The 24,244-nt window shown below is 72.5% G+C and carries 21 protein-coding genes; 7 read left to right on the forward strand and 14 right to left on the reverse strand.

The features are described 5' to 3' along the window. Positions 1-3: 3 nt before the first annotated feature. The 3 genes from BSB02_RS11885 to BSB02_RS11895 all read right to left on the reverse strand — a co-directional run bounded on the left by BSB02_RS11885 (position 4) and on the right by BSB02_RS11895 (position 4,017). Entirely contained in the window at positions 4-1,428 is a 1,425-nt protein-coding gene (locus BSB02_RS11885; protein WP_084958803.1) for a sigma-70 family RNA polymerase sigma factor, read from the reverse strand. Positions 1,429-1,562: 134 nt separating this feature from the next. Next, positions 1,563-2,354 carry an FxLYD domain-containing protein gene (locus BSB02_RS11890; RefSeq protein WP_084958804.1) on the reverse strand — a complete coding sequence of 264 codons (792 nt, stop codon included), beginning with the start codon at positions 2,352-2,354 and terminating at the stop codon, positions 1,563-1,565. Between the two features lie 64 nt (positions 2,355-2,418). After that, positions 2,419-4,017: an ABC-F family ATP-binding cassette domain-containing protein gene (locus BSB02_RS11895; protein WP_084958805.1), complete on the reverse strand. Its 1,599-nt coding sequence runs from the start codon at positions 4,015-4,017 to the stop codon at positions 2,419-2,421. Positions 4,018-4,158: 141 nt separating this feature from the next. Here BSB02_RS11895 and BSB02_RS11900 point away from each other — a divergent pair, with 141 nt between their 5' ends. From BSB02_RS11900 to BSB02_RS11915, 4 genes are read left to right on the forward strand one after another with little or no spacing between them, the layout of a single operon-like run. Further along, entirely contained in the window at positions 4,159-5,283 is a 1,125-nt protein-coding gene (locus tag BSB02_RS11900) for a DUF5005 domain-containing protein (RefSeq protein WP_084958806.1), read from the forward strand. A gap of 2 nt (positions 5,284-5,285) precedes the next feature. Next, positions 5,286-6,302 carry a DUF4432 family protein gene (locus tag BSB02_RS11905; RefSeq protein ID WP_084958807.1) on the forward strand — a complete coding sequence of 339 codons (1,017 nt, stop codon included), beginning with the start codon at positions 5,286-5,288 and terminating at the stop codon, positions 6,300-6,302. After that, positions 6,299-7,066, forward strand: coding sequence for an SDR family NAD(P)-dependent oxidoreductase (locus BSB02_RS11910; protein ID WP_084958808.1), 768 nt, complete (start codon positions 6,299-6,301; stop codon positions 7,064-7,066). The genes BSB02_RS11905 and BSB02_RS11910 overlap by 4 nt, the downstream gene beginning before the upstream one ends. Before the next feature lie 49 nt (positions 7,067-7,115). After that, positions 7,116-9,866, forward strand: a complete 2,751-nt coding sequence (locus BSB02_RS11915) for an AfsR/SARP family transcriptional regulator (RefSeq protein WP_084958809.1) — start codon at positions 7,116-7,118, stop codon at positions 9,864-9,866. Here the strand turns inward: BSB02_RS11915 and BSB02_RS11920 are convergent. Both BSB02_RS11920 and BSB02_RS11925 read right to left on the reverse strand, forming a co-directional pair. Further along, entirely contained in the window at positions 9,803-11,101 is a 1,299-nt protein-coding gene (locus BSB02_RS11920; RefSeq protein WP_084958810.1) for an FAD-dependent monooxygenase, read from the reverse strand. The genes BSB02_RS11915 and BSB02_RS11920 overlap by 64 nt on opposite strands. 161 nt (positions 11,102-11,262) lie before the next feature. Continuing rightward, the gene (locus BSB02_RS11925; RefSeq protein WP_084958811.1) at positions 11,263-11,886 is read right to left on the reverse strand and encodes an NAD(P)-dependent oxidoreductase; all 624 of its coding nucleotides are present in this window, start codon (positions 11,884-11,886) and stop codon (positions 11,263-11,265) included. Between the two features lie 53 nt (positions 11,887-11,939). Between BSB02_RS11925 and BSB02_RS11930 the strand changes: the two genes are divergently transcribed. Further along, on the forward strand, positions 11,940-12,305 hold the full coding sequence (locus tag BSB02_RS11930; RefSeq protein WP_338064335.1) for a winged helix-turn-helix transcriptional regulator: 366 nt from the start codon (positions 11,940-11,942) through the stop codon (positions 12,303-12,305). 6 nt (positions 12,306-12,311) lie between these two features. Here the strand turns inward: BSB02_RS11930 and BSB02_RS11935 are convergent, their stop codons facing one another. After that, a complete protein-coding gene (locus tag BSB02_RS11935) occupies positions 12,312-12,929 on the reverse strand; it encodes a hypothetical protein (protein ID WP_143590512.1) in 618 nt (205 codons plus the stop codon). A 90-nt stretch (positions 12,930-13,019) separates the two neighbouring features. Between BSB02_RS11935 and BSB02_RS11940 the strand changes: the two genes are divergently transcribed. Both BSB02_RS11940 and BSB02_RS11945 read left to right on the forward strand, forming a co-directional pair. Then, complete coding sequence (locus BSB02_RS11940; RefSeq protein WP_240506368.1) at positions 13,020-13,370, forward strand: winged helix-turn-helix transcriptional regulator; 351 nt, start codon at positions 13,020-13,022, stop codon at positions 13,368-13,370. Between the two features lie 97 nt (positions 13,371-13,467). After that, positions 13,468-13,938, forward strand: coding sequence for a cupin domain-containing protein (locus BSB02_RS11945; RefSeq protein ID WP_084958814.1), 471 nt, complete (start codon positions 13,468-13,470; stop codon positions 13,936-13,938). Positions 13,939-13,984: 46 nt separating this feature from the next. On the opposite strand, the gene BSB02_RS11950 is transcribed toward BSB02_RS11945, so the two are convergent. From BSB02_RS11950 to BSB02_RS11985, 8 genes are all read right to left on the reverse strand, one after another. Then, the gene (locus BSB02_RS11950; protein WP_084958815.1) at positions 13,985-14,683 is read right to left on the reverse strand and encodes a Crp/Fnr family transcriptional regulator; all 699 of its coding nucleotides are present in this window, start codon (positions 14,681-14,683) and stop codon (positions 13,985-13,987) included. Between the two features lie 56 nt (positions 14,684-14,739). After that, positions 14,740-15,222: a hypothetical protein gene (locus BSB02_RS11955; RefSeq protein ID WP_084958816.1), complete on the reverse strand. Its 483-nt coding sequence runs from the start codon at positions 15,220-15,222 to the stop codon at positions 14,740-14,742. A gap of 392 nt (positions 15,223-15,614) precedes the next feature. After that, positions 15,615-17,054, reverse strand: a complete 1,440-nt coding sequence (locus tag BSB02_RS11960; protein WP_084958817.1) for a S10 family peptidase — start codon at positions 17,052-17,054, stop codon at positions 15,615-15,617. A 12-nt stretch (positions 17,055-17,066) separates the two neighbouring features. Continuing rightward, the gene (locus BSB02_RS11965; RefSeq protein ID WP_084958818.1) at positions 17,067-18,287 is read right to left on the reverse strand and encodes an enolase C-terminal domain-like protein; all 1,221 of its coding nucleotides are present in this window, start codon (positions 18,285-18,287) and stop codon (positions 17,067-17,069) included. Next, entirely contained in the window at positions 18,284-21,286 is a 3,003-nt protein-coding gene (locus BSB02_RS11970) for a glycoside hydrolase family 38 N-terminal domain-containing protein (RefSeq protein ID WP_084958819.1), read from the reverse strand. Before BSB02_RS11970 ends, BSB02_RS11965 begins: the two co-directional genes overlap by 4 nt. Further along, on the reverse strand, positions 21,286-22,095 hold the full coding sequence (locus BSB02_RS11975) for a carbohydrate ABC transporter permease (protein WP_084958820.1): 810 nt from the start codon (positions 22,093-22,095) through the stop codon (positions 21,286-21,288). The genes BSB02_RS11970 and BSB02_RS11975 overlap by 1 nt, the downstream gene beginning before the upstream one ends. Next, positions 22,092-22,991 carry a carbohydrate ABC transporter permease gene (locus BSB02_RS11980; protein WP_240506369.1) on the reverse strand — a complete coding sequence of 300 codons (900 nt, stop codon included), beginning with the start codon at positions 22,989-22,991 and terminating at the stop codon, positions 22,092-22,094. Before BSB02_RS11980 ends, BSB02_RS11975 begins: the two co-directional genes overlap by 4 nt. Continuing rightward, a complete protein-coding gene (locus tag BSB02_RS11985; RefSeq protein WP_084958821.1) occupies positions 22,988-24,241 on the reverse strand; it encodes an ABC transporter substrate-binding protein in 1,254 nt (417 codons plus the stop codon). The genes BSB02_RS11980 and BSB02_RS11985 overlap by 4 nt, the downstream gene beginning before the upstream one ends. Between the last annotated feature and the right edge of the window lie 3 nt (positions 24,242-24,244).

Raw genomic sequence — 24,244 nt, forward strand, 5'->3', positions numbered from 1 at the left:
GGCTCAGGAGCTCTGGGAGGGCGCGGACGAGGGCGCCGACGTGGGCGTTCCCGTGGGCGCCGGGGTGGGGGCCGAGGTGGGCGTGGGGGTGGGGCTCGGCGCAGGCGTCGGCTTGCCGGACGGGCGCGGCTTCCCGGTCGGGCCCGGCTTGCCGCTCGGGCAGGGCGTCCTGGTCGGGCGGCCGTGGTGGTCCCGCCGCGGCGGGTCCTGCGGCGTGAGGACGGGGCCGGAGCCGGGCTCGTCCTGCCCCTCGGGCTCCTGCTGGGCGGGCGTCCTCGGGGCGTTCGTGGCCGGGGCGCGGGAGGGACCGGTCGTGCCGTGGGCGTCCCGCGCCTCGGCGGCGATCTCCCACGGGCGCGCGGAGGAGGTCACCGGCGGCGCCTGCGGGCGGTCGGCGATGGGCTCCACCTGGAAGGCGTGCTCCTCCGGGGCGGGCTGCCACGGCAGCCTGATCCCGGGCGGATCGCCCTGCGCCGGCAACGCCCCCGAGGCGATGCCGGGCAGGGCGCCGGGCTCGGGCCGGAAGAAGTGGAAGGCGCCCACGATGGCGATCACGGCCGCGACGGCCGCCACCGCACCCGCCAGCGCCCGCGGCCGGCGACGAGCCGGCCGATCCCCCGCGACGGGAAATCCGGCGGCGTCCAGCGCGGCCGAGCGGCGGGCGACGTAGCGGCGGTAGGGCGTCAGCTCCGGGTCGATGAAGCAGCTCAGCACCCGCACGCGCAGCGACTCCGGCAGCCCGACGGCCGGGAGCAGCTCGAAGACCTTGGCCGCGGACACCTGGCGGCTGCGGTGCGGCGCACAGATCTCGCAGCGGGCCACGTGGCGCACCAGGTGGGCGCGCATGTCGTCGGTGAGCTCGCCGGAGAACCCGCTGAGGATCAGCGCCCGGCGGGGGCAGTCGTAGGGGCCCTTCCTGGCCAGGACCTCCGCGGTGATCGCGTCCCTGAGCCGCTCGCGCGCCTCCTCCAGCGCCGGCTCCACCCGCCGCGGGCTCGTGCCCAGCACCGCGGCGATCTCGGCGGCGGGCAGCCGGTGGACCGTGGCCAGCTCCAGCAGCTCGCGGTCCTCCTCGGCCAGGCCGCGGACCGCGTTCCAGGCCATGACGCGCAGGTCCGCGTCCTCGGGGTCGCCGACGGCCGGGAGCTCGGCCGTGGCGTCCTCCGGCGCCACGGCCTGCCGCCTGCGCAGGCATTCCGTGCGCGCGAGCGCGAAAAGCCACGTCCGCAGCCGGCCGGGATCGGCCAGCCGCCTGATGTGCGCCTCGGCGGCGATCAGCGTCTCGCGCAGCGCCACCTGGGCGCTGTCGGAGCTGAGGAGAAGGGACCAGCAGTATCTATAGATGCTCTCGGCGTGCGAGTCGTACAGCGCGGCGAGGGCACCCGGGTCATGCGCGCGCAGCGCCTCGACCAGGACGCGGTCATTCATGTGACCGAAGGTAATGGATTGGTAACTTGTAGTTCTACCGATTCGACGTGAATGACAAAGCCTTCAGCGAATTCGCAGGCTTGCCGCGCCGCACTTCTCCCAATGCCCCGATTTTTCGCGCTATTTGCTCGTGATTACTGGTCCGTGGGCATCTGGTGCCCCCCGCGGTCCTTGGCGAACGGCTCCGTGGTCGGCTTGACCGTGTGGACGGGCACGATGCCGCCCAGCGCCAGCTCCTCGTACGGCCGGGCCGTCGCCCCCCACGTGCGCGCCGTGACGTCGGTCCTGCCGACGCGCGCCGAGCTCGGGACTCCCTCGACGGTGATGACGAAGCGGGGCGTCTTGCCGGCCTTGACGTCGTCGACGAAGGCGGTGCCGCCGCCGAGCAGCTTGCCGGAGGCGTCGCGCAGCAAGGCGCTGACGACGAGGCTGGCCGCGGGCGTCCGGTAGGGGTTGCTCACGAATCCCGTGATGACGTAGCGGCCGTCCTTCTGCCGGATCGTCTGCACCCGGGAGACCGGGAACGGCTTGAACGCCGACACGATGCGCGCGGCCTGCCGCCACCGCGCCGGACGGTACTCGATGGTGACCTTCGCCGGCTTGGCCGCCGCCGTGGCCTGCCCGGTGAAGGCCAGCCTGCCGCCCGGCGGCACGGCGTCCAGCGGCTGGTCCATGCGCACCACCTCGGCGCCCTTGGCGTCCCGCCCCACGACCGTGGCCACGACGTGCTCGCCGAAGTGCCAGGGGTTGGCGTTGCTGAGCACTCCGGCCCAGTTCACGACGTAGCCGTCGCGCGACTTGACGATCGTCGAGGTCTGCTCGGCGAGGGCGAGCGGCTTGAGCTGTTTCGCAGGCGCCTTCTCGCTGGTGCAGCCCGCGAGCAGCACAGCGGCCAGGACGGTTCCGGTAAGTGTGACGGTTCGCACGTAACGGTCCTAGCCGGTCCGCCGGTACGGCAGGCGCGGGACACGCGCCTGCCGTACCAACTCTTTATCGTGCCCGCTCGTCCCAGACCGGTTCGGGCGATTCGTACACCCTGCCGTCGGCGCCGAACACCAGATAGCGGTCGAAGTCGGCGGCGAACCACCGGTCGTGCGTGACGGCCACGACCGTGCCCTCGAAGCCGTCCAGCCCCTCCTGCAGGGCCTCGGCGCTGGCCAGGTCGAGGTTGTCGGTCGGCTCGTCGAGCAGCAGCAGCGTCGCGCCGGACAGCTCCAGCAGCAGGATCTGCAGCCTGGCCTGCTGGCCGCCGGACAGCGTCTCGAACCGCTGCTCGGCCACCCGCCCGGCCAGCTCGTAGCGGGCCAGCGCCCGCATGGCCTCGTTCTTCAGCTTGGCGTGCTCGGTCATGACGATCTCACAGGGCGTGCGCCCGGCGAGGTCGGGACGCGCGTGGGTCTGGGCGAAGTGCCCGGGCACGACCCGGGCGCCCAGCCGCGCCGTCCCGGTGTGCGGGATCCCCTCCCCGGCCAGCAGGCGCAGGAAGTGGGACTTGCCCGAGCCGTTCGAGCCGAGCACCGCGACGCGCTCGCCGTACCAGACCTCCAGGTCGAAGGGCTTGAGCAGGCCGGTGATCTCCAGGCGCTCGCAGATCACGGCCCGCTTGCCGGTGCGGCCGCCCTTCAGGCGCATGCTGATGCTCTGGTCGCGGGGCGGCAGCTCGGGCGGCCCGGCCTCCTCGAACTTGCGCAGCCGCGTCTGGGCGGCATGGTAGGCCGGGGCCATGCCGTCGTTGTAGGAGGCCTTCTGCTTGAGCATGGCGACCAGGGCCTTGAGCTTGGCGTGCTCCTCGTCCCAGCGGCGTCTCAGCTCCTCCAGCCGCTCGTTGCGCGCCTTGCGGGCCTCGGCGTAGGTGGCGAAGCCGCCGCCGTGGATCCAGACGTTGCCGGACTCGACGGTGATGATGCGGTCGGCGACGTCGGCCAGCAGCTGCCGGTCGTGGCTGACCAGCAGCACCGTCTTGGGCGTCTCCCTGAGCTGCTGCTCCAGCCAGATCTTGCCGGGGACGTCCAGGTAGTTGTCCGGCTCGTCGAGCAGCAGGGTCTGGTCGGGGCCGCGCAGCAGCGCCTCCAGGACCAGCCGCTTCTGCTCCCCGCCCGACAGGGTGGACACCTCGCGGTATTTCACCATGTCGTACGGCAGGCCGAGCGCGGCCACCGTGCAGGTGTCCCACAGCACCTCGATGTCGTAGCCGCCCGCGTCGGTGTAGTCGCCGATCGCCTGGGCGTAGCGCACCTGGGTCTTCTCGTCGTCGCGCTCCATCATCGCCAGCTCGGCCTGCTCCAGGCGTTCGGCGGCCTGCCGTACCGCCGGAGGGGCCACGCCGAGCAGCAGGTCGCGGACCGTCGAGCGGTCGCGGACGTTGCCGATGAACTGGCGCATCACGCCGAGCCCGCCCGAGCTGGCGACGCCGCCGTCCACCGGGTCCAGGTCGCCCGCGATCAGCCGCAGCAGCGTGGTCTTGCCCGCGCCGTTGGGCCCGACCAGCGCGGCCTTGGCCCCGTCGCCCACGCGGAAGGAGACGTCGGTGAGCAGGGGCCGCCCGTCCGGCAGCACGTACGTCAACCGGCTGACTTCGACATGTCCCACGACGCCCTCCCCGGATCCTGGCGCAGGCTACCCACGACCCGGTCGCGCGGTCATCCGATTTTCGCCGCGCAGGTGCTCTAGACAGCAAGTGATCTGATGACTAGAACTGTAATCCAAGCTCCCAGCCGCGAAGGACGCTCCATGAAGCGACTCATCCTCTTAGTCCTCACCCTCGTCAGCCTGGTCGCGCCGCCCGTCCCGGCGCAGGCCGCCACCGCCACCCCGCCCACCGGCGCGAACTGCGCGCTGGCGCCCTCCGCCGCGACCACGAACGCCAGGCTCACCGCCCTGTTCACCGCCCAGGGCAACGACAACAGCCGCCTGGACGACTGGACCGGCGCGGACGGCACCTACTCCGTCAGGCTGCCGGGCGGGCGCGAGCTGTGGATCTTCTCCGACACGTTCCTCGGCCAGGTCAACCCCGACGGCTCGCGCCCGCCGGTCGTCGAGGAGGGCGGCACGACGGTCTTCCTCAACAACACCTTCGCGGTCGAGCGCGACGGCAGGCTGCGGACCATCTACGGCGGCACCCCGGACAAGCCGCAGGCGATCATGCCGCCCCGCGACCGCAACCACTGGTACTGGGCCGGCGACGCCACCGTGGCGGGCGGCCTGCTGGAGGTGACCTACCAGGAGTACGAGCGGTTCGGCACCGGGCCGTGGGACTGGCGCTGGCACCGCAACGTCGTCGCCCGGTTCGCGCCCGGGCGGCTGGACCGGCCGCTCAGCGTGCACGACCTGCCCAGCGGGCACGGGGTGTCCTGGGCGTCCGGCATCCACCGCGACCGCACCCACACCTACGTCTACGGGGTCGAGGACCACGGCTCGGTCAAGTACATGCACATCGCGCGGGTGGCCGGGCGCAGCCTGCTCGGCACGTGGGAGTACCTGACCGCCGACGGCACCTGGTCCCCCGACGAGGCGCGCTCCGCCCGCGTCATGAACGGCGTGGCCAACGAGTACTCGGTCAGCAGGATCGGCGGCTCCTACGTCCTGGTCACCCACGACACGACCGAGGTCCTGAGCGCGCGGATCGTCGCCTACTTCTCCTGCACGCCGTACGGGCCCTTCGGGAACAAGACGCTCCTCTACACCACCCCGGAGACGGGCGGGAACATCTTCACCTACAACGCCCACGCCCACCCGGAGATCTCCGCCCCGGGCACGCTGACGATCTCCTACAACGTCAACAGCTTCGTCAACACCGACCACTACCGCGACGTGACCATCTACCGGCCCCGGTTCCTCGACGTGAGCTTCGGGTGAGCATGAGGCGCAACTGGGCGGCCCGCGTCCGGGAGATCACGATCTCCGGGATGCGGGCCGTGGTGCTGGAGAACGAGCGGCTGCGCGTGACCGTGCTGGCCGGCAAGGGCGGCGACGTGGTGGAGTTCCTGCACAAGCCGACCGACACCGACTTCGTGTGGCTCTCGCCCCAGGGCCTGCGCGACCCGCGCGAGCACCTGAGCCCGGCCGCCGACGACGTGGGGGCCTTCGTGGACCACTACGAGGGCGGCTGGCAGGAGGTCTTCCCCAACGGCGGGGCGCCCAGCGTCTACCGGGGCGCCCGGCTGGCCCAGCACGGGGAGGTCGCCTCGCTGCCGTGGCAGGCCACCGTGGCGGAGGACTCCCCCGGGCAGGTCGCGGTACGGCTGGCCGTCCGCACCAGGCGCCTGCCGTACCTGGTGGAGAAGACCTTCCGGCTCCGGTCGGGGGAGGCGGCGCTGGAGGTGGAGGGCCGGGTCACCAACGAGTCGGGGCTCGCGCTGCACGCCATGTGGGGGCAGCACATCGTGTACGGCGCGCCGTTCCTGGAGCCGGGCTGCCGGATCCGGATGCCCGGCGGGGTGCGGGTGATCCCGCACGAGACGCCGCTCAACCCCGGCGGGCGGCGGGTGCGCGGGGCCGGGACGTGGCCGGTGGTCCCGGCGCATCCGGCGGGCGACGTCGACCTCGGCGTCGTGCCCCCGGCGGGGACGCCGAGCGACATCGTGTACCTGACGGGCTTCGGCGACCTGGGCCGGTACGAGATCGTCGACGCCCGGGACTTCGGGATGAGGGTGGAGTGGGAGGCCGCCGTGCTGCCCTACCTGTGGATGTGGCAGGAGTTCGGCGCCTCCGCCGGCTACCCGTGGTGGGGGCGGGCCTACGTGCTGGGGCTCGAACCCTTCTCCAGCATGCCGACCGACGGGCTCGCGGCGGCCGTCGGGAACGGCACGGCCATGGCGCTGGCGCCGCGGGAGACCAGGGTGATGAGGTTGCGTGCGGAGGTGATCGGACCTTGAGCGAGTTCTCGGGCAAGGTGGCGCTGGTCACGGGCGGATCGGCGGGCATCGGCGAGGCCGTGGTGGAACGGCTCGCCGCAGCCGGGGCGCGGGTGGTGTCGTGCGACGTGTCGGCACGGCCGTCCGGGCGTCCGGGCGTCACGCCGTTCGAGGCGGACGTCCGCGACGGGCCCCGCATGCGGGAGGCGGTGGAGCTGGCCGTCTCCGCGTACGGCGGGCTCGACATCGTCGTGACCTGCGCGGGCGTGCAGCGCTACGGCACGGTCGAGGACACCCCGGAGGACGTCTGGGACGAGGTGCTCGACATCAACCTCAAGGGCGTCTACCTCACCTGCCGGCCGGCGATCCCCGCGCTGCGCGAACGCGGCGGCGGCTCCATCGTGATCGTCTCGTCCGTGCAGGCGTTCGCCTCCCAGACCAGGGTCGCCGCCTACACCGCCAGCAAGGCCGCGCTGAACGGCCTGACGCGGGCGATGGCGCTGGACCACGCGGCCGACGGGATCCGGGTGAACGTGGTCTGCCCCGGCTCGGTCGACACGCCCATGCTGCGGTGGGCGGCCGACCTGTGGCGGGGGCCGCTCTCGCAGGAGGAGCAGGTCGCCGCCTGGGGACGGGCGCACCCGCTGGGCCGGGTCGCGCGGGCTTCGGAGGTCGCCGAGCTGGTGGCGTTCCTGGCCTCGGACCGGTCGTCGTTCATCACCGGCGCCGAGCACCGCGTCGACGGCGGGCTGCTCGCGCGCAACCCGGCCGCGCTGCCCGAGTGATCCGCCTCCGAGCCGGGCCCGCGTGAGGCTTACGGCAGACTTGCGTGGTATGCGCATCGGGATCCTGGGGCCGCTCCAGGTGGCGGGCGGCGGTCTCGACGGCCCGCGCCTGCGGGCCCTGCTGGTCAGGCTGGCCCTGGATCCCGGGCGCGTGGTGACGGCCGAGCGGCTCGCCGAGGACCTGTGGCCGGGCGAGCCGCCCGAGCATCCCCTCGCCGCCTTGCAGTCGCTGGTGTCGCGCGCCCGGCGGAAGGCCCCCGGCCTGATCGCCTCGCACCCCGTCGGCTACGTGCTCGACGTGCCGCGTTCTGAGGTGGACGCCTGGGAGTTCGAGCGGCTGGTCCGCGCCGGCGAGCATCGCGCGGCCCTGGCCCTGTGGCGGGGACCCGCCCTCGCCGACGCCTCCGGCTGGCCCTTCGCCCACGCCCCCTCAGCCCGGCTGGCCGAGCTGCGCCTGCAGGCGCTGGCCGCCTCCATCGAGCCCGGCCCGCAGGCCGTCGCACAGCTGGAGGAGCTGGTCGCCGAGCACCCGCTGCGCGAGCCGTTCCACGCGCTGCTGGTGCGGGCGCTGGCGGCCGGCGGGCGGCGGGGCGAGGCCCTGGACGCCTACGACAGGATCCGGCGCACGCTCGCCGAGGAGCTGGGCGCCGATCCCGGCCCCGAGCTGCGCGAGGCTCACCTGTTCGCCCTGCGGGAGGAGGCCGCGGGCAACCTGCCGGCGCCGCTGACGAGCTTCGTGGGCCGCGAGGCGGAGGTGGCCACGCTGCGCGGGCTGCTGGAGCGGGCGCGGCTGGTGACACTGACCGGGCCCGGCGGGGCCGGCAAGACCCGCCTGGCGATCGAGACCGCCGCGACGCTTCCGGCTCCCGACGGCGCGTGGCTGGTGGAGCTGGCCTCCGCCACCGACGTCAGGGCCGCGCTCCAGGCCACGCTCAAGGTGGGCGACCTGGAAGGCACGCTGCGCGGCGCGTCGACGCTGATCGTGCTGGACAACTGCGAGCACGTGATCGACCAGGCCGCCCGCATGGCCGAGCGGCTGCTCTCCCAGGCGCCCCGGCTGCGGATCATCGCCACCAGCCGCGAGCCCCTCGACGTGCCAGGCGAGCACCTGCATCCCGTCGGCCCGCTGGCGCAGGAGCACGCGGTGCGGCTGTTCCGCGAGCGGGCCGCCGCGGCCAGGCCCGGCCTGGCGCTGGAGGAGGACCGGGTGGCCGCGCTGTGCCGGCGCCTCGACGGCCTCCCCCTGGCCGTCGAGCTGGCCGCCGCCCGGCTGCGCACCCTGTCGCCGGACCAACTGGCCGCGCAGATCGAGGATCGGCTGTCCTGGCGCGGCAGCCGTACCTCCCAGCCACGCCACCGCACGCTCCGCGCGGTGATCGGCTGGAGCTGGGACCTGCTCGCCAGCGCCGAGCGGGACCTGCTGGCCAGGATGTCGGTCTTCGCGGGCGGGGCACGGGCCGAGGCGGTCCTCGAGGTGTGCGGGCACGACCTGGAGACGCTGTCCTCGCTGGTGGACAAGTCGCTGGTGGCCGTCTCCGGCGAGCGGTACACGATGCTCGAGACGGTCCGCGAGTACGCCGCCGGGCACCGGCCGCCGGGCGTCGAGGCCGCGCACGCCCGCTACTACACCCGGCTGGCCGAGCGCGCCGACCCCGGGCTGCGCACGGCCGGGCAGCGGCGGTGGCTGGCCGTCTTCGACGCCGAGCAGGCGAACCTGGACGCGGCCATGGCCGCCGCCGAGGAGCCCGAGCGGCTGTTCCTGGCCCGGCTGTGGCCTTGGGTGATGCGCGGCATGCGCGCCGAGGCCGGCACGTGGGCGCGGTTCGTGCTCGGCCGCGGTCCCGCCGGCGCCCTCTGCCGCCTGATCGCCGGGGACGGCTCCGCCGTACCGGAGGGAGACGGGCCCGCGGAGATGGCCGCCTGGATGCTCGCGCCGGGTGGACTGGGCTCGCCCGATCAGGCGCTGGCCCGGGGACGGGCCGCCGCGGCCGTGGAGCGTCCGGGCCCGTGGACGCGGGCCGCCGCGCGGCTGATGGGCGGCATCGTCGAGTTCGAGTACGGCACGGCCGCGCCCGCCGAGCCGATGCTGCGCGCCGCCCTGGCCGGCTTCCGCGAGATCGGCGACCGCTGGGGCACGGCGGTCGCGCTGTACTGGCTGTCGCTGGCCGCGGAGAACCGCGGGGACGCGGTGGAGGCGCTGGCCTTGGCGGAGGAGTCCAGGCGACCGGCGGCGGAGATCAACGGCGTGGACGCGCTGCCCGGGCCCGTCATGCTGCGCATCCGGCTGGGCCAGCTGCGGGCCCGGGTCGGCGACTTCGACGGCGCGCGGTTCGAGCTGGAGCGCGCCCAGGAGGCGGCCGAGCGGACCCGCGACCCGCTCGCCCTCGCCCGGGTCCTGCACGGGCGGGCCGAGCTGGCCAGGAGGGCCGGCGAGCCGGACCCCGAGCTGCTGCGCCGGGCGCTGTCCCTGGCGGGGGAGGCTGCCGGGGACGCTCCGGCGCAGTTCCTCGCCCTGGTCCACGCCGAGCTGGCCGCGGCCCTGGGGGAGCCGGGGCCGATCCGCCACGCGCTGGAGCTGATGGAGGGCAACCCGGACAAGACCGTGCGGGCGGCGATCCTGGAGGCGGCGGCCGGGTGGTGCCGCGAGGAGGACGCGCGCGTCCTGCTGGCGGCGGCCCGGGCGCTGCGCGGCCTCGGCCAGTCCGTCGAGGTGCCGAGCCCCGAGGGGCATGCGGGTCAGCCCGTGGAGATGCCGAGCCCCGAGAGGTACGCGCTCAGGTCGCTGCCGTCGCCGTCGTAGCCGATGTAGCCGTCCGGCCGGACCAGCAGGACGCCGTCGGTGATGGCGGGAAGGGTCCTGACCCGCGGATCGTCCACCCGCACGCCGTCGGCGTACAGCGTGAAGTGGGTGCCCCGCAGCTCCTCCAGCCGCCCCGGCAGCCGCTCGCCGCCCCGCTCGCCCACCGACAGCGGGCTGTCCCGGTAGCCGAGGTTCAGCTGCTGGGTCTCCTCGTCGCGTTCCAGGTCCTTCTCGCGCAGCAGCCGGGTGCTGAGCCCCAGGACGTGCTCGGCGATCGGCACGCGCTCGGCCTCGTAGGTGTCCAGCAGCCACTCGGCGCCGTGCGCCAGCTTCCAGCCCAGGTTGTAGGCGTCCTGGACGCCGGTGTTCAGCCCCTGGCCGCCCGCGGGCGAGTGGACGTGCGCCGCGTCGCCGGCCAGGAAGACCCGCCCGTCACGGAAGCGCTCGGCCATGCGGATGTTCACCCGGTACTCCGACCGCCACGTCACCTCCTTGATCCTGACGCCGGCGTCCTGCCGGTCGAGGATCTTCTGGAAATCCTCCTCGCCGGTGTGGGTCGCGTAGAACTGGAAGAGGTCGGTGCCGGGCAGCGGGCACAGGCCCGCGTGCAGCGTCCTGGTCGCCATGTCGCCCCAGACGTGCCAGTGGTCGTGGTCCAGGTCGTCGGTCCTCACGTCGCCCAGCAGCATCCGCTCGCTGTCGAAGGTGTCGCCGTGGAAGCCGATGCCGCAGAGCCTGCGCACCGTGCTGCGGCCGCCGTCCGCGCCCACCAGGTAGGCGCACCTGACCGTCTCACCGCCGTCCAGCGTGACGGTCACGCCGTCCTGGTCCTGGGCCAGGCCGGTCACCTCGACGCCGAATTCGACCTCCTTGCCCAGGCGTGCGAGGCGGTCCCGCAGGATCCGCTCCGTGCGCCACTGCGGCTGCATGATCACCATCGGGTACGGCACCGCGTCATCGGGCTCCTTGGGCGCGTGCATCCGGCCCTCCCAGACGACCTCGCCGCCCTTGTAGGCGCGCATCGGCGGATAGACCGTCCCCGTGGCGAGGATCTCGTCGATCACGCCGAGGTCGTGGAAGACCTCGAGCGTCCTGGGTTGCAGGCCCTTGCCGCGCGAGCCCTTCGGAGGCTCGGGGGACCTGTCGACGATGCGGAAGTCGACGTCGCGGCGGGCGAGTTCGATGGCGAGGGTCAGCCCGGTCGGGCCGCCGCCCGCGATGAGCACGTGTGTCATGGCGGTGAGAATGCGGGGCGCCGCTGCCGAACTGCTGTCAGCCGCTGTCATGGTCGTGGTCGCACTCGTGGCCGTCGGCCCGTCCGTCCCGCTCCCGCCCCGCAGTACCCCCCCGGCCCCGGTCTCCGGGGACGGCGGGACGGGGAGCGGATCGCGGTCAGTCAGTAGGCGACGGTGATGCGCCTGCGGATGGCGTTGCCCTGCTCCAGCTCGTCCACCAGGGCCACGGCGTAGTCCTCGGCGCTGATGAGGCTGTTGCCCTCGGCGTCGGTGAGCAACCGGTCGCCGCCCAGCCGGAAGCGCCCGGTGCGCTCGCCCGGCTCGATGACGGCGGCCGGGGAGATGTAGGTCCAGTCCAGGTCGCCGGCCTCGGCCCGGATCACGCCGAGCAGTTCGGCGGCCGCCAGGGCCTCCGCCTTGTAGAGCTCCGGGAAGTACGGCTGGTCCACCAGCCGCTGCCCCGGAGCGACCTCCAGGCTGCCCGCGCCGCCGACGACGACCAGGCGCGACACCCCCGCCTTGCGTGCCCCGTCGAGCACGCCGCGCCCGGCGGCGAGCGTCGGACCGCTCGGGTCCGACCCGTCCCTGGGCGGCGAGACCGCCAGCACGACGGCGTCGTGCCCCTTGGCCGCCTCCGCCACCGCCTCGGCGTCGCTCGCCTGGAGCGCCACGGTCCCCTGCGCCCCGCTCCGGGTGGCCCCGGTGACCTCGTGCCCCCGGCCGCGCGCCTCGGCGGCGATCCGGCTTCCGATCATGCCTGTTGCACCGATGAGGAGAATCTTCATGCGGGGACAGTATCCATTGGATACTGGTTACTTCAACGTACCCTTGATACCCTATGGAAACTATGCGGAACGGCGACGCCTTCGACCCCAACTGCCCCACCCGCCTGGTCCTCGACCGGATCGGCGACAAGTGGACCGTCCTCGTCGTCCTCATCCTCAAGGACGGTCCCCTGCGCTTCACCCAGCTTCGCGACCGCATCGGCGGCATCACGCCGAAGGTCCTCACCCAGACCCTGCGGGCGATGGCCCGCGACGGCCTGGTGACCAGGCAGATCTACCCCGAGGTGCCGCCACGGGTCGAGTACTCCCTCACGCCCCTCGGCCACTCCCTCCAGGGCCCGATCCGGGCGATCACGGACTGGGCCGAGGAGAACGTGACCGAGGTCATGGCCGCCCGCGAGGCCGCCCTGGCCGAGTGAGGCCCCTCAGTTCCGGCGCGCGTTGACCAGCGAGATGGCGTGCAGCGCCAGCATGGCCGGGACGAGGAACGCCGGGATCAGCACCATCGGCAGCCGGGCCATCGCCGCGGTGTCCGGGGTCGTGGCGAGGATCCCGAGGATGGAGGGCGAGTGCAGCACGCCCAGCGTGACCGCGAGGAGCAGGTCGAGGACGCCGAACGCGGTCCAGCCGTAGAAGATCCTCCTGGCCGAGGCGGTCGGGGCCGTCCAGCGGGCGGCGACCAGCGGCGCCGTCAGGCCGACCAGGACGTCGCCCAGCCCGGCGGGCAGCGCGAACCCGGCCGGCAGCCCGCCGACGGCCCACGCGGCGATGAACCCGAAGCCGAGCACCCGCCACATCTGCAGGGCGGTCAGCACGCGCAGGTCGAGCGCGCGAGCCCACGCGCGGAACGGCGCCGACCAGGCCAGCAGCCCGACCACCAGCAGCGGCGGCGCGGCGACCGCGAGGCCGAGGGCGAACGGCGGCACGCCGGGGGCCGAGAAGACCTCCGCGGCCCCGGCCAGGGCGATCGCCGCACCCCAGCCCGCCGCGACCCACCACATCATTGACGTCAGCCGGCCGGTCGCCGGCGCTGGAACGGACATGGGCGCCACCTCTCCAAGTGACTTGTCTTTTGCAAGTGACGATAACGCTGGATGCTTGCAAAACACAAGTGACTGGGCGAGAATCGTCCCGTGACCGCGGAACGAAATCCCCGCCGCTCGGACTGCGCCGTCGCCGGCACCCTGGACATCGTGGGCGACAGGTGGTCGCTGCTGCTCGTGCGCGACCTGCTGATGGCCGGCGAACTGCGCTACGCGGACTTCGCCCGGGCCGCCGAGGCCATCCCCACCAACACGCTCGCCGACCGGCTGCGCCGGCTGGAGGACGCGGGCATCGTGGAGCGCGTGCCGTACAGCGAGCATCCCCCGCGGTTCAGCTACCGGCTGACCGAGCGCGGCCGGCGGCTCGGGCCGGTGGTCGACGCGATGGCGGAATGGGGGGTACGGCACCTGCCCGGCACCCGCCGCCTCGGCGCCTCCTGACCTGCTCCGCCCCTGCTCAAAGGCCCTTGACGGCGGCAGGCCACCCTGGTCGGCTGAAGGTGAAGGGGTCGGAAGCCATCGAGGAAGGGGGCCTGAGATGGCGGACAACGTGGTCGTGCGAAAGCCAGGCGAAGCGGGCGACGCGTACTGGGTGCTCGGCGGCCTCTACGAGGTCCTGGCGTCCGGCGACGAGACGGGCGGCGCCATGACGGTCATGCAGATGACCATCCCCGAAGGGATGGGCCCGCCACCGCACACGCACGACGGGGGCGAGACGGTCTACGTGCTCGAAGGGACCGTGCGCTACCACATCGGCGACGAGACCGTCGAAGCCGGGCCCGGGTCGTTCTTCCACATCCCCAAGGGGACGTGGGAGAACTTCGAGCCGGCCGGCACCATACGGGTGCTCGTCGTCTACACGCCGGGGGGACTGGACAAGTTCTTCGCCGAAGTGGGCGAGCGAGCCCCGGCCCGGGAGCTCCCGCCGCCGCTCGAGACGCCGCCCGACCTGGAGACGATGAGGGAGGTGGGAACCCGCTACGGCCTGGAGATGAGGCTGCCGGGCTGACTTCGGCCGTCCCGCACAACAGCGCTCCTGGCCTGCGGTTCACAGGTCAGGAGCCGTCGTCCCGCCGATGCCAGCGGCGCAGCACGATCCGCTTGCGGTCGGTGTCCACCACCCCCTGCCTGCGCAGCTTGGCCATCACCCGCTGCACGGTCTTGCGCGAGGCCTGGGCGAACTTGGCCAGGTCGTCCTGCGTGATGTGGATGATCACCCCGTCGCTCGTCCTGGCGCCCGACCTGGCGTGCTGCTGCAGAGCCCTCATCACGCGCCCCTCGGTGCGGGTGGCCGCGCGCATCTCGTTGGCCCGGCGGAGCCGCTGGGCCATGCTGCGCAGCAGTTCGAGCGCCACGTCGGGATGCGACAAGACGATCTCGTGGAAGCGCTCGGCCGGGATCTGCAGCACGCGGGCACGCCTGCTCACGACGGCCACGCTGGCCAGCCGGTGGTTGGGGTCGATCACCTCCAGCTCCCCGGCCACCTCGCCCTGGTGGAGGACGTCCAGCGTGGTCTCCTCGCCGTCCGGGGTGGTGGTGTAGGCGCGGGCCCGGCCCTCCAGGATCACGTAGACGTGCTCGATGTGGACGCGGTCCTGGCTGGTCAGGTGGTATCCCCGGGGCCAGACCCGCTGCACGCCCGAGGTGAGCAGGATGGTGCGGGAGGACTCGCTGAGGGAGTCCCAGAACGTTCCCGGCATGTCGGCCTCGCGGGTGATCGCCCGGCTTGTGGTGCGAACGGCGGCAAACGCCACGCCCGCCCCTCCCAGTGCAACCGCTGCCGCCCTCAGGGACAAGGGCCCCCGCGCGTTCACAAGACCGACAGGGCGCCGGCGGCCAGCACGAAGCACACCATGGTGCCACCGGCCCACCGCAACGCCCGGCGGGACAGCTCCTGCCGTACGTAGGCGGCCGAGATGAAGGCTCGCACGAGCGCCATCCTGCGGTCGGGCGGCGGGGGCACGAAGGCCGCCACCGGGGTCCAGGTCGGGTTGCCGGTGGCGGCGAACGCCTGGCGGATCCGGCCGATCGAGGCCAGCAGCGGCCGGTGGGCGAGCACGATGAGAGCCAGGCTGCGCACCAGGCCGCCCATGACGAGCACCCCCACCATGGCCCCGGCCGGGTCGCGCCGGGCCAGCAGGAGCCAGGCCGCGAGCCCGGCGGCGGTCAGCGCGGTGACGCCGCCGGCGACGGTCACCTCGTGCCCGCTGTGCCGCAGCAGCGTCGCGACCTGCGTGACGGCCTGCAGCGTGCAGTCGTCGTGACAGGACGGTCTCGGGTCAACGGTGTTCATGCATGTCTTTGTAACCGGGCGGGGGCATGCGGCTCAGCGCGCCGCGACACCGTGCCCGCGCATAGCGGGGCCGTCTGTGAGGGCGTCAGATGACCGCTATTCAGCGGGTCGGCCGGGCCTTCGTTGCCGGTCGCGGGACGGGTTCAACTGAGAGCCGACTGAGAAGTGTAGTTTTTCGACCACTTCTCAGTTGGCCTCAGAACCATGGCCTTGAGGCTGGGCCTGGCTCTGCGACAACCGTCCACAGGTCCTGCCGACGCCCGCCTGTCTGAGGGTTTCAGCCCAGGCCACGCCTCTGCCTGGGCCAAGCGTCCGACCGGGATTCGACAAGGGGCGTGGAGGGGGCGGTGGGGAGAGGGGTGAAGCGCCTGCTGAAGCGCCTCACCCGGGAATCACCCCCGGACGAAGGCGGCCAGGTCGGCGCTCTGCCGTACCCGGCTCTCCTCGTGCACGTACATCATGTGCCCGGCCTCGTAGTACTTGAACTCGATGTTGCCTGCCAGCTCCGCCGGGATCTGCAGGCGCGCGAAGGTGTGCTCGGCGGCGAAGTACGGCGTGGCGCCGTCGTGGTAGCCGCACGCCACGTGGACGCGCAGGTGGGGGTTGGTCCGCATGGCGGCGCTGAGCTTGCCGACGACGCTGACGTGCGCACCCTCGAACTCCTTGTACGACCAGGGCTGCACCCGCCGCGTGAGGATCTCGTACGGCAGGTCGTTGGCGTACCCCAGCTCGGTCCGCAGGTAGTGGTTCAACGCCGCGCTGTAGGGCCCGACGATCGCGCTCATGCTCGGGTCGTAGGTGAACTGCTCGCGCCCGGCCTCGGGGTCCCAGCCGGTGAACCGGCCGTCCAGACGCCCGACGATCTTCCGCTGCGGGCGCAGCAGCTCGGTGAAGAACCGGATGTGCTCGATGCGCAGGTCGACCCGGTCGACGTAGTCCTCCGACAACCCCGTCAACGAGGCGATCTTCGCCACGGCGGCGGAGCGCTCCTCGGCGGAGAGCCGGTTGCCGCGCGACAACGCCCAGGGATAGTCGCGGGCCGCGTACTCCTCCGCCTCCCGCAGCACGTCGGCAAGCGGCCGATCCCCATGAAGCCCGTGATAGTGCGCGATAGCGGCGTAGGTCGGCAGGAACAGCGCGTAGGGCACGTCGTTCCCTTCGGTGAACCGGATCGTGCCCATGTCCAGCACACTCGAGATCAGCATGAGCCCGTTGAGGTACATGCCGTACCTCTCCTGCAGGTGCTCGGCCAGCGCCGAAGCCCGCAGCGTGCCGTACGACTCCCCGGCCAGGAACTTGGGCGACATCCACCGCCCGTTCCGCGTCGCCCACAGCCGGATGATCTCCCCCACCGACTCCAGGTCGCCCTTGAAGCCGTGGTAGGCCTCCGGCTTCTCGCCCTCGGCCGCGCGCGAGTAGCCGGTGGAGACCGGGTCGATGAACACCAGGTCGCTGTCGTGCAGCAGCGTCTCGGCGTTGTCGGCCAGGCCGTACGGCGGAGGCAGCAGCGACCCCGCGTCGCCCATGACGATGCGGCGCGGGCCGAGCAGGCCGAGGTGCAGCCAGACGCTGGAGGAGCCGGGGCCGCCGTTGAAGGCGAAGGTCACCGGGCGGCTGCCCGGGTCGGCGTCGTCGAGCGTGTAGGAGGTGACGAACACCTCGGCCTTGGGCTTGTGGCCGTCGAACTTGCCGTCGGTGAACGACTCCTCGCGCAGCACCACGGTGCCGGTGGTCGCCGTGTAGGCCTGCCCCGAAGGCAGGGTGTGCCGGGTGGTGACGAGGTTGTCGGTGGGCTTTGCGGGCTTGGACTGCTCTTCGGGGGCGTCTGTCATAACCAGAGAGTATTAGAGGGAGATAGTGGGATCTGCGAAGCGTTCGTTGGGGACCTGGGCGTACCAGCCGGGCCGCCCGGGATCGCGGTCGTAGGGGTAGCCGCCCTGCTCGCGGTACAGCTCGGCGTAGCGCGCCACCCGCTCGGGATCCAGCCGCACCCCGAGCCCGGGCCCCTGCGGCACGGCGATGCGCCCGCCCGAGTACGGCAGCTTGCCGCCCATGATGACGTCGTCGCGCAGCTGGTGGTAGTGGGCGTCGGCGGCGTACCCCAGGTTGGGCAGCACCGCGCCCAGGTGCAGCATGGTCGCCAGCTGCACGCCGAGCTCGCCCGAGGAGTGGACGGCCACGCCCAGCTGGAACGTCTCGCACACCCCCGCGGCCTTGACGCACGGCCGGATCCCGCCCCAGAACGTCGTGTCCAGCAGCACCACGTCGGCGCCGCGCCGCAGCACGTTGGCGGCCAGCTGCTCGAAGTTGACCACGACCGTGTTGGTGGCCAGCGGCACCCGGACCTGGTCCCTGACGTACCGCAGGCCCTCCAGGCCGAACACCGGGTCCTCGAGGTAGTCGTTGTCCAGGTGCTCGATCGCGCGCCCGAACCGCACGCCCTCGGCCAGCGACAGCACCGCGTTCGGGTCGTAGCGCAGCCGGTCGCCGGGCAGGGCGTCGGCCAGCGCCCGGTAGCACTCCAGCTCGTAGTCCGGCGGGAACACCCCGCCCTTGAGCTTGTGGACGGTGAACCCGTGCTCGGCCTTCAGCGCCCGCGCGTGCCGTACCAGCTGCTCCGGCGTGCGGATCTCCTCCACCCCCTCGCCCGGGTAGCGGAAGAACAGGTAGGAGGCGAACGGCACGGCGTCGCGCACCCGCCCGCCGAGCAGGTCGTGGACGGGCACGCCGAGGTGCTGGCCGATCAGGTCCAGGCAGGCGAACTCGACGGCCGCCAGCAGCTGGGTGCGGTTGTTGTACAGCGACGCCGTCGGGTTGGCGATCTTGAAGCGGAGCGCCTCCAGCTGGAAGGGGTCGTGGCCCTTCAGGTACGGCACGAGCCCGCGGAAGGCCGCCTCCGCGCTCTCGCCCCCGCCGCCCATCTCGCCCAGCCCCACCAGCCCGTTGTCGGCCTCGACCTCCACGAGCGTGCGGACGAACCGCCCCCAGTGGGCGCCGTTGCTGTGCCGCAGCGGCGCCTCCAGCGGCACGGCGACGGTCGTGGCCCGGATGTCAACGATCTTCACGAGTTCCCCGCATCACAAGTCCCCCAGACGGCGGCCACCCCGCACGCCGGAATGCGCACCTTCACCGTCTCGTCCGCCACCGGAGCCGTGGCTCGCCCGCCGGTCAGCCCGGCGCTGACCTGCGCCGACCGCAGGCCGGGCAGCCGCACCGCCACCTCGACGGGCTCTGCCGCGAGCGACCGCAGCCGGACGACGGTCCCGCCGTCGAAGCGTCCGAGCGAGGTCACCCGCACGTCCGGATGGTCGACGGACACGAACGACTCGCTTGCCGGACATCGGGTGAGGATCCCGATGAACGGGTCGGTGAGCCCGGCCGCGGCGGCGGCGCCCAGGCGGCGGGCGCCGATCCCGGCGGCCCCGGGGGCCGACGTGACCGCGTAGCGGAAGGTCGTCTCGCCCTGCTGCTGGGCGGGGAAGTTCGTGTCCCAGATGTTGTTCAGCGCCCAGGAGTACACCGTGCCGTGCTCCTCCTCCAGCGTCGGCGGGAACGGCGCGTACGGCATGTGGATGGTCCCGAGCTGGACCAGCGGCGCCTCCAGCGTGGCCCACGCGATCGTGAGCTCCGGGTCCTCGAACGCCAGCCAGTGGCGGATGGGCAGCATGTAGGAGGCCGAGCCGGGCACGCGCGGGACGTGCGTACCGCCCACGCCGCCGGTCAGCTCCCACGCCGCCGGCGGGCCGGCGGTCGCGAACGGGAAGGCCAGGAAGACCGCCTCCTTGGCGGGGGTGCCCTGCTTGGCGATCTGATAGCGCAGGTCCAGCCGCGGCACCCCGGCGTGCAGCTCGATCGTGGTCCGCACCCAGTCGGCGCCCTTGGCCTGCAGCTCGACCACCAGCTTCTCGCCGACCGCGGTCCGCGTCGCCTTGACGACCGCCGCGCGCCTGGCGATGGCGCGGTCGCCGAGGAGCGTCCGGTCGTGCGCCCCGACATGTCCGGACATGTGGTTGAAATGCGGGGCGGTGGCGTAGCGGTCGTAGACGTACTGCCCGAACCCCGCTGCGGCGTCGGCGTTGACCAGCTCCCGTCCGGCCCGCTTGTCGAAGACCGAGCTGATGTAGCCCTCGCGGAGGTCGTACGTCACGCGGTAGAACTCGTTCTCGATCACCGGCTCCAGGCCCAGGTCGACCGGCTCGGCGGCCGCCGCGTCGCCCGGGACGACGTCGAGCCGCGCGTAGCCGAGGCCCGGCACGTCGGCGACGACCGCCTCCAGGTGCCGCCCGATCGGCCGGGTCGGCCAGTCCTCGGGCCGGACGATCTCCTCGTGGTGCGGCACCCGCCTACCGGTCCGCGCGTCCACCAGCGCGACCGGGGCGTCCAGCGGGACGACGTCGCGCGGCAGGAAGGCGCGCACGACGTCGGTGCGGGCCCAGGTGCCCGGGTTGAACACCGCGAAGGACGCGAGCGAGTCCTCCGGGCCCTCCAGCCGGGCCGCGAAGTGCCGCACCGCCGCGTGCAGCAGGTCGGCCGCGTCGTCCTGGGCCTGGTAGGCGCCCGCCGACTTGCGCGTCCACTGCAGCCCGCCCGAGTCGCCCGCCTCCTCGGCGTCCTCCCACGGGTTGGCCGCGCCCCAGGTGTGCTCGTTGAACAGCGCGACCTTGTCATACGCCTCGTCCACCAGCGCGGTGGCGTCCTGCCCGGCCAGCGTGTGGAGCGTCTCGGCCGCCCGCAGCGCGCTCTGCGCCCGCCGTACGTAACCCAGAGGCCGCGCGCCCGACCCCAGCCCGTCGGCCCACCAGTCGGTCCAGTCTCCCTCGTGTACGGCGAGGCGGTCGTGGTAGCGCTCCACCACGTGGTCGAAGAAGTCGCTGTTGACCGCCGAGCGCAGCCGGGGATAGGCCCACGTCTCGTTCCAGCGCCGCACCACCGAGGCCGGCACGATCGACGGCCCGGCGTTGTCGGCGTGCGCGCCCTGCACGCGCAGGTGCAGCACGTCCAGCTCGTAGGGGTCCTTGGGCGCGTCCGGCCCCAGCCAGCCGAAGGTGCCGGGCCCGTACGGGTAGGGCCGGGACGCCAGCGCGAACAGGTAGCGCGGCAGCAGGTCCTCGGCCAGCTCGTAGGAGTCGGTCAGGCCGACCGTGTTGCCCTCCATGTAGGCCATGCCGTGCGGCGTGTCGGTGAACCACACGACCAGCTCGTTGCCCGAGGGCGCCCGCCAGCGGAACGGCCTGGTGAGCGTGTCGCCGCCGTGCAGGTACGGCACGCTGCGCCCGGCCCAGTTGTGCGCGGCGGCCAGGTAGCGCACTCCGGCGGCGTTGAGCGCGTCGACCAGGCCGACGACCGCGCCCGGCACGTCGGTGTGCATCGCGCTGCGCACGGGGAACGGGAAGCGCTCGGCGAAGCGCAGCTGCCGGTAGAGCTCCTCGGTCGAGCACGCCTCGGTGTGCAGCTGGAACGGCAGCGCCGTCACCTCGATCAGGCCCTGCCGTACCCGCTCGGCGAAGGCGTCCGCCTGCTCGCGGGGACGGGCGGCCAGCCACCTGAGCACCGGCATGGACGACTCGACGGTCCAGCGGAACCTCGCGTCGTCGGGCCAGGCGCCGGTCTCCTCCGTCAGCCGCAGCGCCGCGTCGAGGTAGTCCAGGTGGTGGCGCAGCACGGTGCCCTGGGGGTCGGTGTAGCCGATGTCGAGGTGGGAGTGGTGCACGACGAACACGGTCCACTTGCGCTGCGGCGTCACCGTGATCTCGGCGGTGGCGATCACGCCGTGGGAGTCGCGCGCCTCCAGGGTCATCGGCCGCGGCTCGGACACCTCCGGCACCAGGAAGTCTCCGGTGCCCTCCTGGTCGCCCAGCCGGAAGACCAGGCCGTCGGGCACCATGCCGGTGGCCGTCACCCGGACCGCCTGCCGGCCGTCGTGGGTGAACAGCGGCAGCACCGACACCCGCACCTCCAGGCCCCTGACGGAGATCACGGGCGTGGAGGTGTCGTGGCGCAGCGCCTGCCGGATGCCGTCGTAGTCGGGCGAACCAAGGCTCGGCTGCAGCAGCCGGCTCGTCATCACACACTCCCTAGGGACAGGCCTCGGGCGAAGAGGCGCTGGGTGGCGAGGAACAGGGCGACCGTGGGCAGGGAGACGACCAGCCCGGCGGCCAGGCCCACGGGCACGGGCGTGCCCGCGTAGACGTCGGTCATCAGCCCGGCGAGCTGGGTCATGACCGGGCGCACTCCGGAGGTCTGGGTGAGGGCCAGCCCGAAGAGCAGGTCGTTCCAGATGAAGGTGAACTCCAGGATGAACACCGCGGCCAGCGCGCTGCCGGCGAGCGGCAGGTAGATGCGGACGAAGATGCGCAGCGTGGACGCGCCGTCCATCCGGGCCGCCTCGAAGATCGAGAAGGCCACGCCGGTGAAGAAGTTGCGCAGCACGAAGGCGGCGAGCGGCACGCTGACGGCGGTGTAGACGAGGATCATGCCGGGTCTGCTGTCGTACAGCCCGGCGTCGCTGTAGGTCACGAACAGCGGCACGAGCAGCATCTGGGTGGGGAAGATCGTGCCGCCGAAGATGAGCATGAACCACCAGAAGCCGCCGCGCAGGCGCAGGACGACGATCGTGTACCCGGCCAGCGCGCCGATCAGCACCGCCAGGGCCGGGGAGACCACGCTGTAGAGCAGGGTGCTGGCCAGGCTGCCGCCGAGGTCGGCGCGCTCGATCGCGAGGGCGAAGTTCTGGAAGATCGCGATGTCTCCGGAGGGCGCCCACGCCCGCGAGGCGTCGTAGGAGTTGGCGGGCCGGAAGGCGTTGACCACCAGCAGGTAGGTCGGCCCCAGCCACACCAGCCCGAGGACCAGGAGCACGGCGCGGCGGATCATGCGGTCCTCACCTGCCCGCGCAGGTAGAGGTAGGACGCCAGCCCGGCGACCACCGTCAGCAGCACCGCCACGGCCGAGCCGTACCCGTACTGGCTGGCCACGAAAGTCTCGCGGTACATGGTCACGGCCAGCGTCTCGGAGTTGCGCCCCGGGCCGCCCTGCGTCATCACCCACACGATGTCGAACGTCTTCAGGCTGGCGACCAGCGCGAGTCCCACGACGACCGCGGTCAGCGGCGCCATGAGCGGCCAGATCACGTGGCGGAACAGCGACCAGCCCGACGCCCCGTCCAGCCGGGCCGCCTCGATCGGCTCCTTGGGGATGGATTGCAGGCCCACCACGAACAGCAGCGTGTTGACGCCGAGCTGCTGCCAGGTCCACACCAGCAGCATGGCCAGCGTGTTGTGCGGCTCCTCCTGGAGGAAGGCCGTGTCCACGCCGAGGAGCCGGTTGGCGATGCCGTCGTGGGACAGGATCGGGCTCCACACCATGGCCAGCCCGGCCCCGCTGAGCGCGTAGGGCAGCATGAACGGCAGGCGGTACCACGCGCCGCGCGGCAGGTCGTAGGACAGCACCGCGACCAGCAGCCCGAGCCCGACCGGCAGAACCATCGTGCCCGCGACCCAGATCAGCGTGTTGCGGATCGAGGTCAGCAGGGCCGGGTCCTCCAGGAGCTCGCCGAAGTTGCGCAGCCCTGCGAAGGCCGGGGGCGCCAGGCCGTCGTAGCTGGTGAAGCTGAGGTAGACGGTCCACAGGAACGGCGCGTAGAGCAGCGCGGCGACCAGCAGGACCGCGGGCGCCACGTACCCCGGGCGCAGCCGGCCGTGCAGTGGCGCCCGGCGGGGCCGTCTGGCACCGCCGGCCCTGCCGGGCGCCCGCTCGAGCTGGAGCGTCACTGGTGCGTGCTCCAGTAGTCGTCGGCCGCCTTCTGGATGTCCTCCAGCACCTTGCGGTACTCGCCCGGCTTGGTGACGAACAGCCCGAAGCCGTCGAGCGCGGCGGTGAGGATCGGCGGCGGCGTGGCCTCGAAGTACCGGTTGACCAGCCGGTACTTGCCGCTGCCCGCGTCCTTGGTGATCTGGCCGATGGCCTGGTCGGCGATGGTCACCTTGGGGTTGGCGCTGACGTCGCCGCGGCTGGCCGACCACTTCTCCTGGGCCTCGGTGGTGGTCCACCACTTGAGGAACTTCATGCCGGCCTCGGGGTCGGGCGCCTTGACCAGCGAGCAGAGCGGGCCGCTCTCGAAGACCACCGAGGTCTTCGGGAGCGAGGGGTTGACGTTGGGGATGACGAAGAAGCCGTAGTCCGTCCCGGCCTGCATCGAGCGCTGGGTCATGCTCGTGTTGAACCAGGTGCCGAAGGACACCATGGCGGCCTTGCCGTTCTTGAGCACGTCGCCGGGGTCGGTCTTGTCGCCGGGGTTGATGAAGTAGCCGGCGTCGATCAGCGACTTCCAGCGCTCCATCACCTGGACCACGCCCGGGTCGGTGTACTTGGCCTTGCCCGTGGACAGCCGGTCGTACAGGTCCGGGTCGCTGCCGGCGAGCAGCTGCTCGAACCACACGAACGAGAACAGGACGGAGGTGTGGTAGAACGCCTTGACGTTGTTCTGCTTGAGCGTGTCGGCGATCTTGACGAGCTCGTCCCAGGTGGTGGGGGGCTGCAGGCCGTACTTGTCGAAGATTTTCTTGTTGTAGAACATGCCCCAGTAGGCGACGTTGAGCGGGACGCAGTACTGCTTGCCGCCGAAGGTGTAGTAGGAGGCGAGGTCCTGCGACAGGTCGCCGTTCTTGATCGCCTCCTGCCAGATGGCGGTCGTGTCGGCCACCTGCTTCTGCTTGACGATCTCCTCCAGCATGCCGCCGGTCTGCCAGGTGAACAGGTCGGGCTTGACCCCGGCGCGGAAGGAGGCCTTGATGAGCGCCTGGTACTGGGCCGAGTCCGTGTGGCCCACGGGCTTGACCGACAGGCCGATCCGCTGCTTGCTCAGGGCGCCCATGTCCTCGAAGTACTTGCTCCAGGCGCCCTTGTCGTTGTAGAGGGACAGCTCGGTCTTGCTCTGCCTGGGCGCCTCGGCGCCGCCTCCGCCGCAGGCCGCGGCCAGCAGGACCGCCGCGGTCAGCGCGGCTGTTAACGACCGACTCATGGA

This window comes from Thermoactinospora rubra (assembly GCF_002093975.1).
Lineage (GTDB): Bacteria > Actinomycetota > Actinomycetes > Streptosporangiales > Streptosporangiaceae > Nonomuraea > Nonomuraea rubra_A.

What these genes read in the sequence shown, in the direction of transcription:
- BSB02_RS11885 (WP_084958803.1), bottom strand. Translation starts at nt 1,428, where the DNA reads ATGAATGACCGCGTCCTGGTCGAGGCGCTGCGCGCGCATGACCCGGGT.
- BSB02_RS11900 (WP_084958806.1), top strand. Translation starts at nt 4,159, where the DNA reads ATGAAGCGACTCATCCTCTTAGTCCTCACCCTCGTCAGCCTGGTCGCG.
- BSB02_RS11905 (WP_084958807.1), top strand. Translation starts at nt 5,286, where the DNA reads ATGAGGCGCAACTGGGCGGCCCGCGTCCGGGAGATCACGATCTCCGGG.
- BSB02_RS11915 (WP_084958809.1), top strand. Translation starts at nt 7,116, where the DNA reads ATGCGCATCGGGATCCTGGGGCCGCTCCAGGTGGCGGGCGGCGGTCTC.
- BSB02_RS11920 (WP_084958810.1), bottom strand. Translation starts at nt 11,101, where the DNA reads ATGACACACGTGCTCATCGCGGGCGGCGGCCCGACCGGGCTGACCCTC.
- BSB02_RS11925 (WP_084958811.1), bottom strand. Translation starts at nt 11,886, where the DNA reads ATGAAGATTCTCCTCATCGGTGCAACAGGCATGATCGGAAGCCGGATC.
- BSB02_RS11930 (WP_338064335.1), top strand. Translation starts at nt 11,940, where the DNA reads ATGGAAACTATGCGGAACGGCGACGCCTTCGACCCCAACTGCCCCACC.
- BSB02_RS11935 (WP_143590512.1), bottom strand. Translation starts at nt 12,929, where the DNA reads ATGTCCGTTCCAGCGCCGGCGACCGGCCGGCTGACGTCAATGATGTGG.
- BSB02_RS11945 (WP_084958814.1), top strand. Translation starts at nt 13,468, where the DNA reads ATGGCGGACAACGTGGTCGTGCGAAAGCCAGGCGAAGCGGGCGACGCG.
- BSB02_RS11955 (WP_084958816.1), bottom strand. Translation starts at nt 15,222, where the DNA reads ATGAACACCGTTGACCCGAGACCGTCCTGTCACGACGACTGCACGCTG.
- BSB02_RS11960 (WP_084958817.1), bottom strand. Translation starts at nt 17,054, where the DNA reads ATGACAGACGCCCCCGAAGAGCAGTCCAAGCCCGCAAAGCCCACCGAC.
- BSB02_RS11970 (WP_084958819.1), bottom strand. Translation starts at nt 21,286, where the DNA reads ATGACGAGCCGGCTGCTGCAGCCGAGCCTTGGTTCGCCCGACTACGAC.
- BSB02_RS11975 (WP_084958820.1), bottom strand. Translation starts at nt 22,095, where the DNA reads ATGATCCGCCGCGCCGTGCTCCTGGTCCTCGGGCTGGTGTGGCTGGGG.
- BSB02_RS11985 (WP_084958821.1), bottom strand. Translation starts at nt 24,241, where the DNA reads ATGAGTCGGTCGTTAACAGCCGCGCTGACCGCGGCGGTCCTGCTGGCC.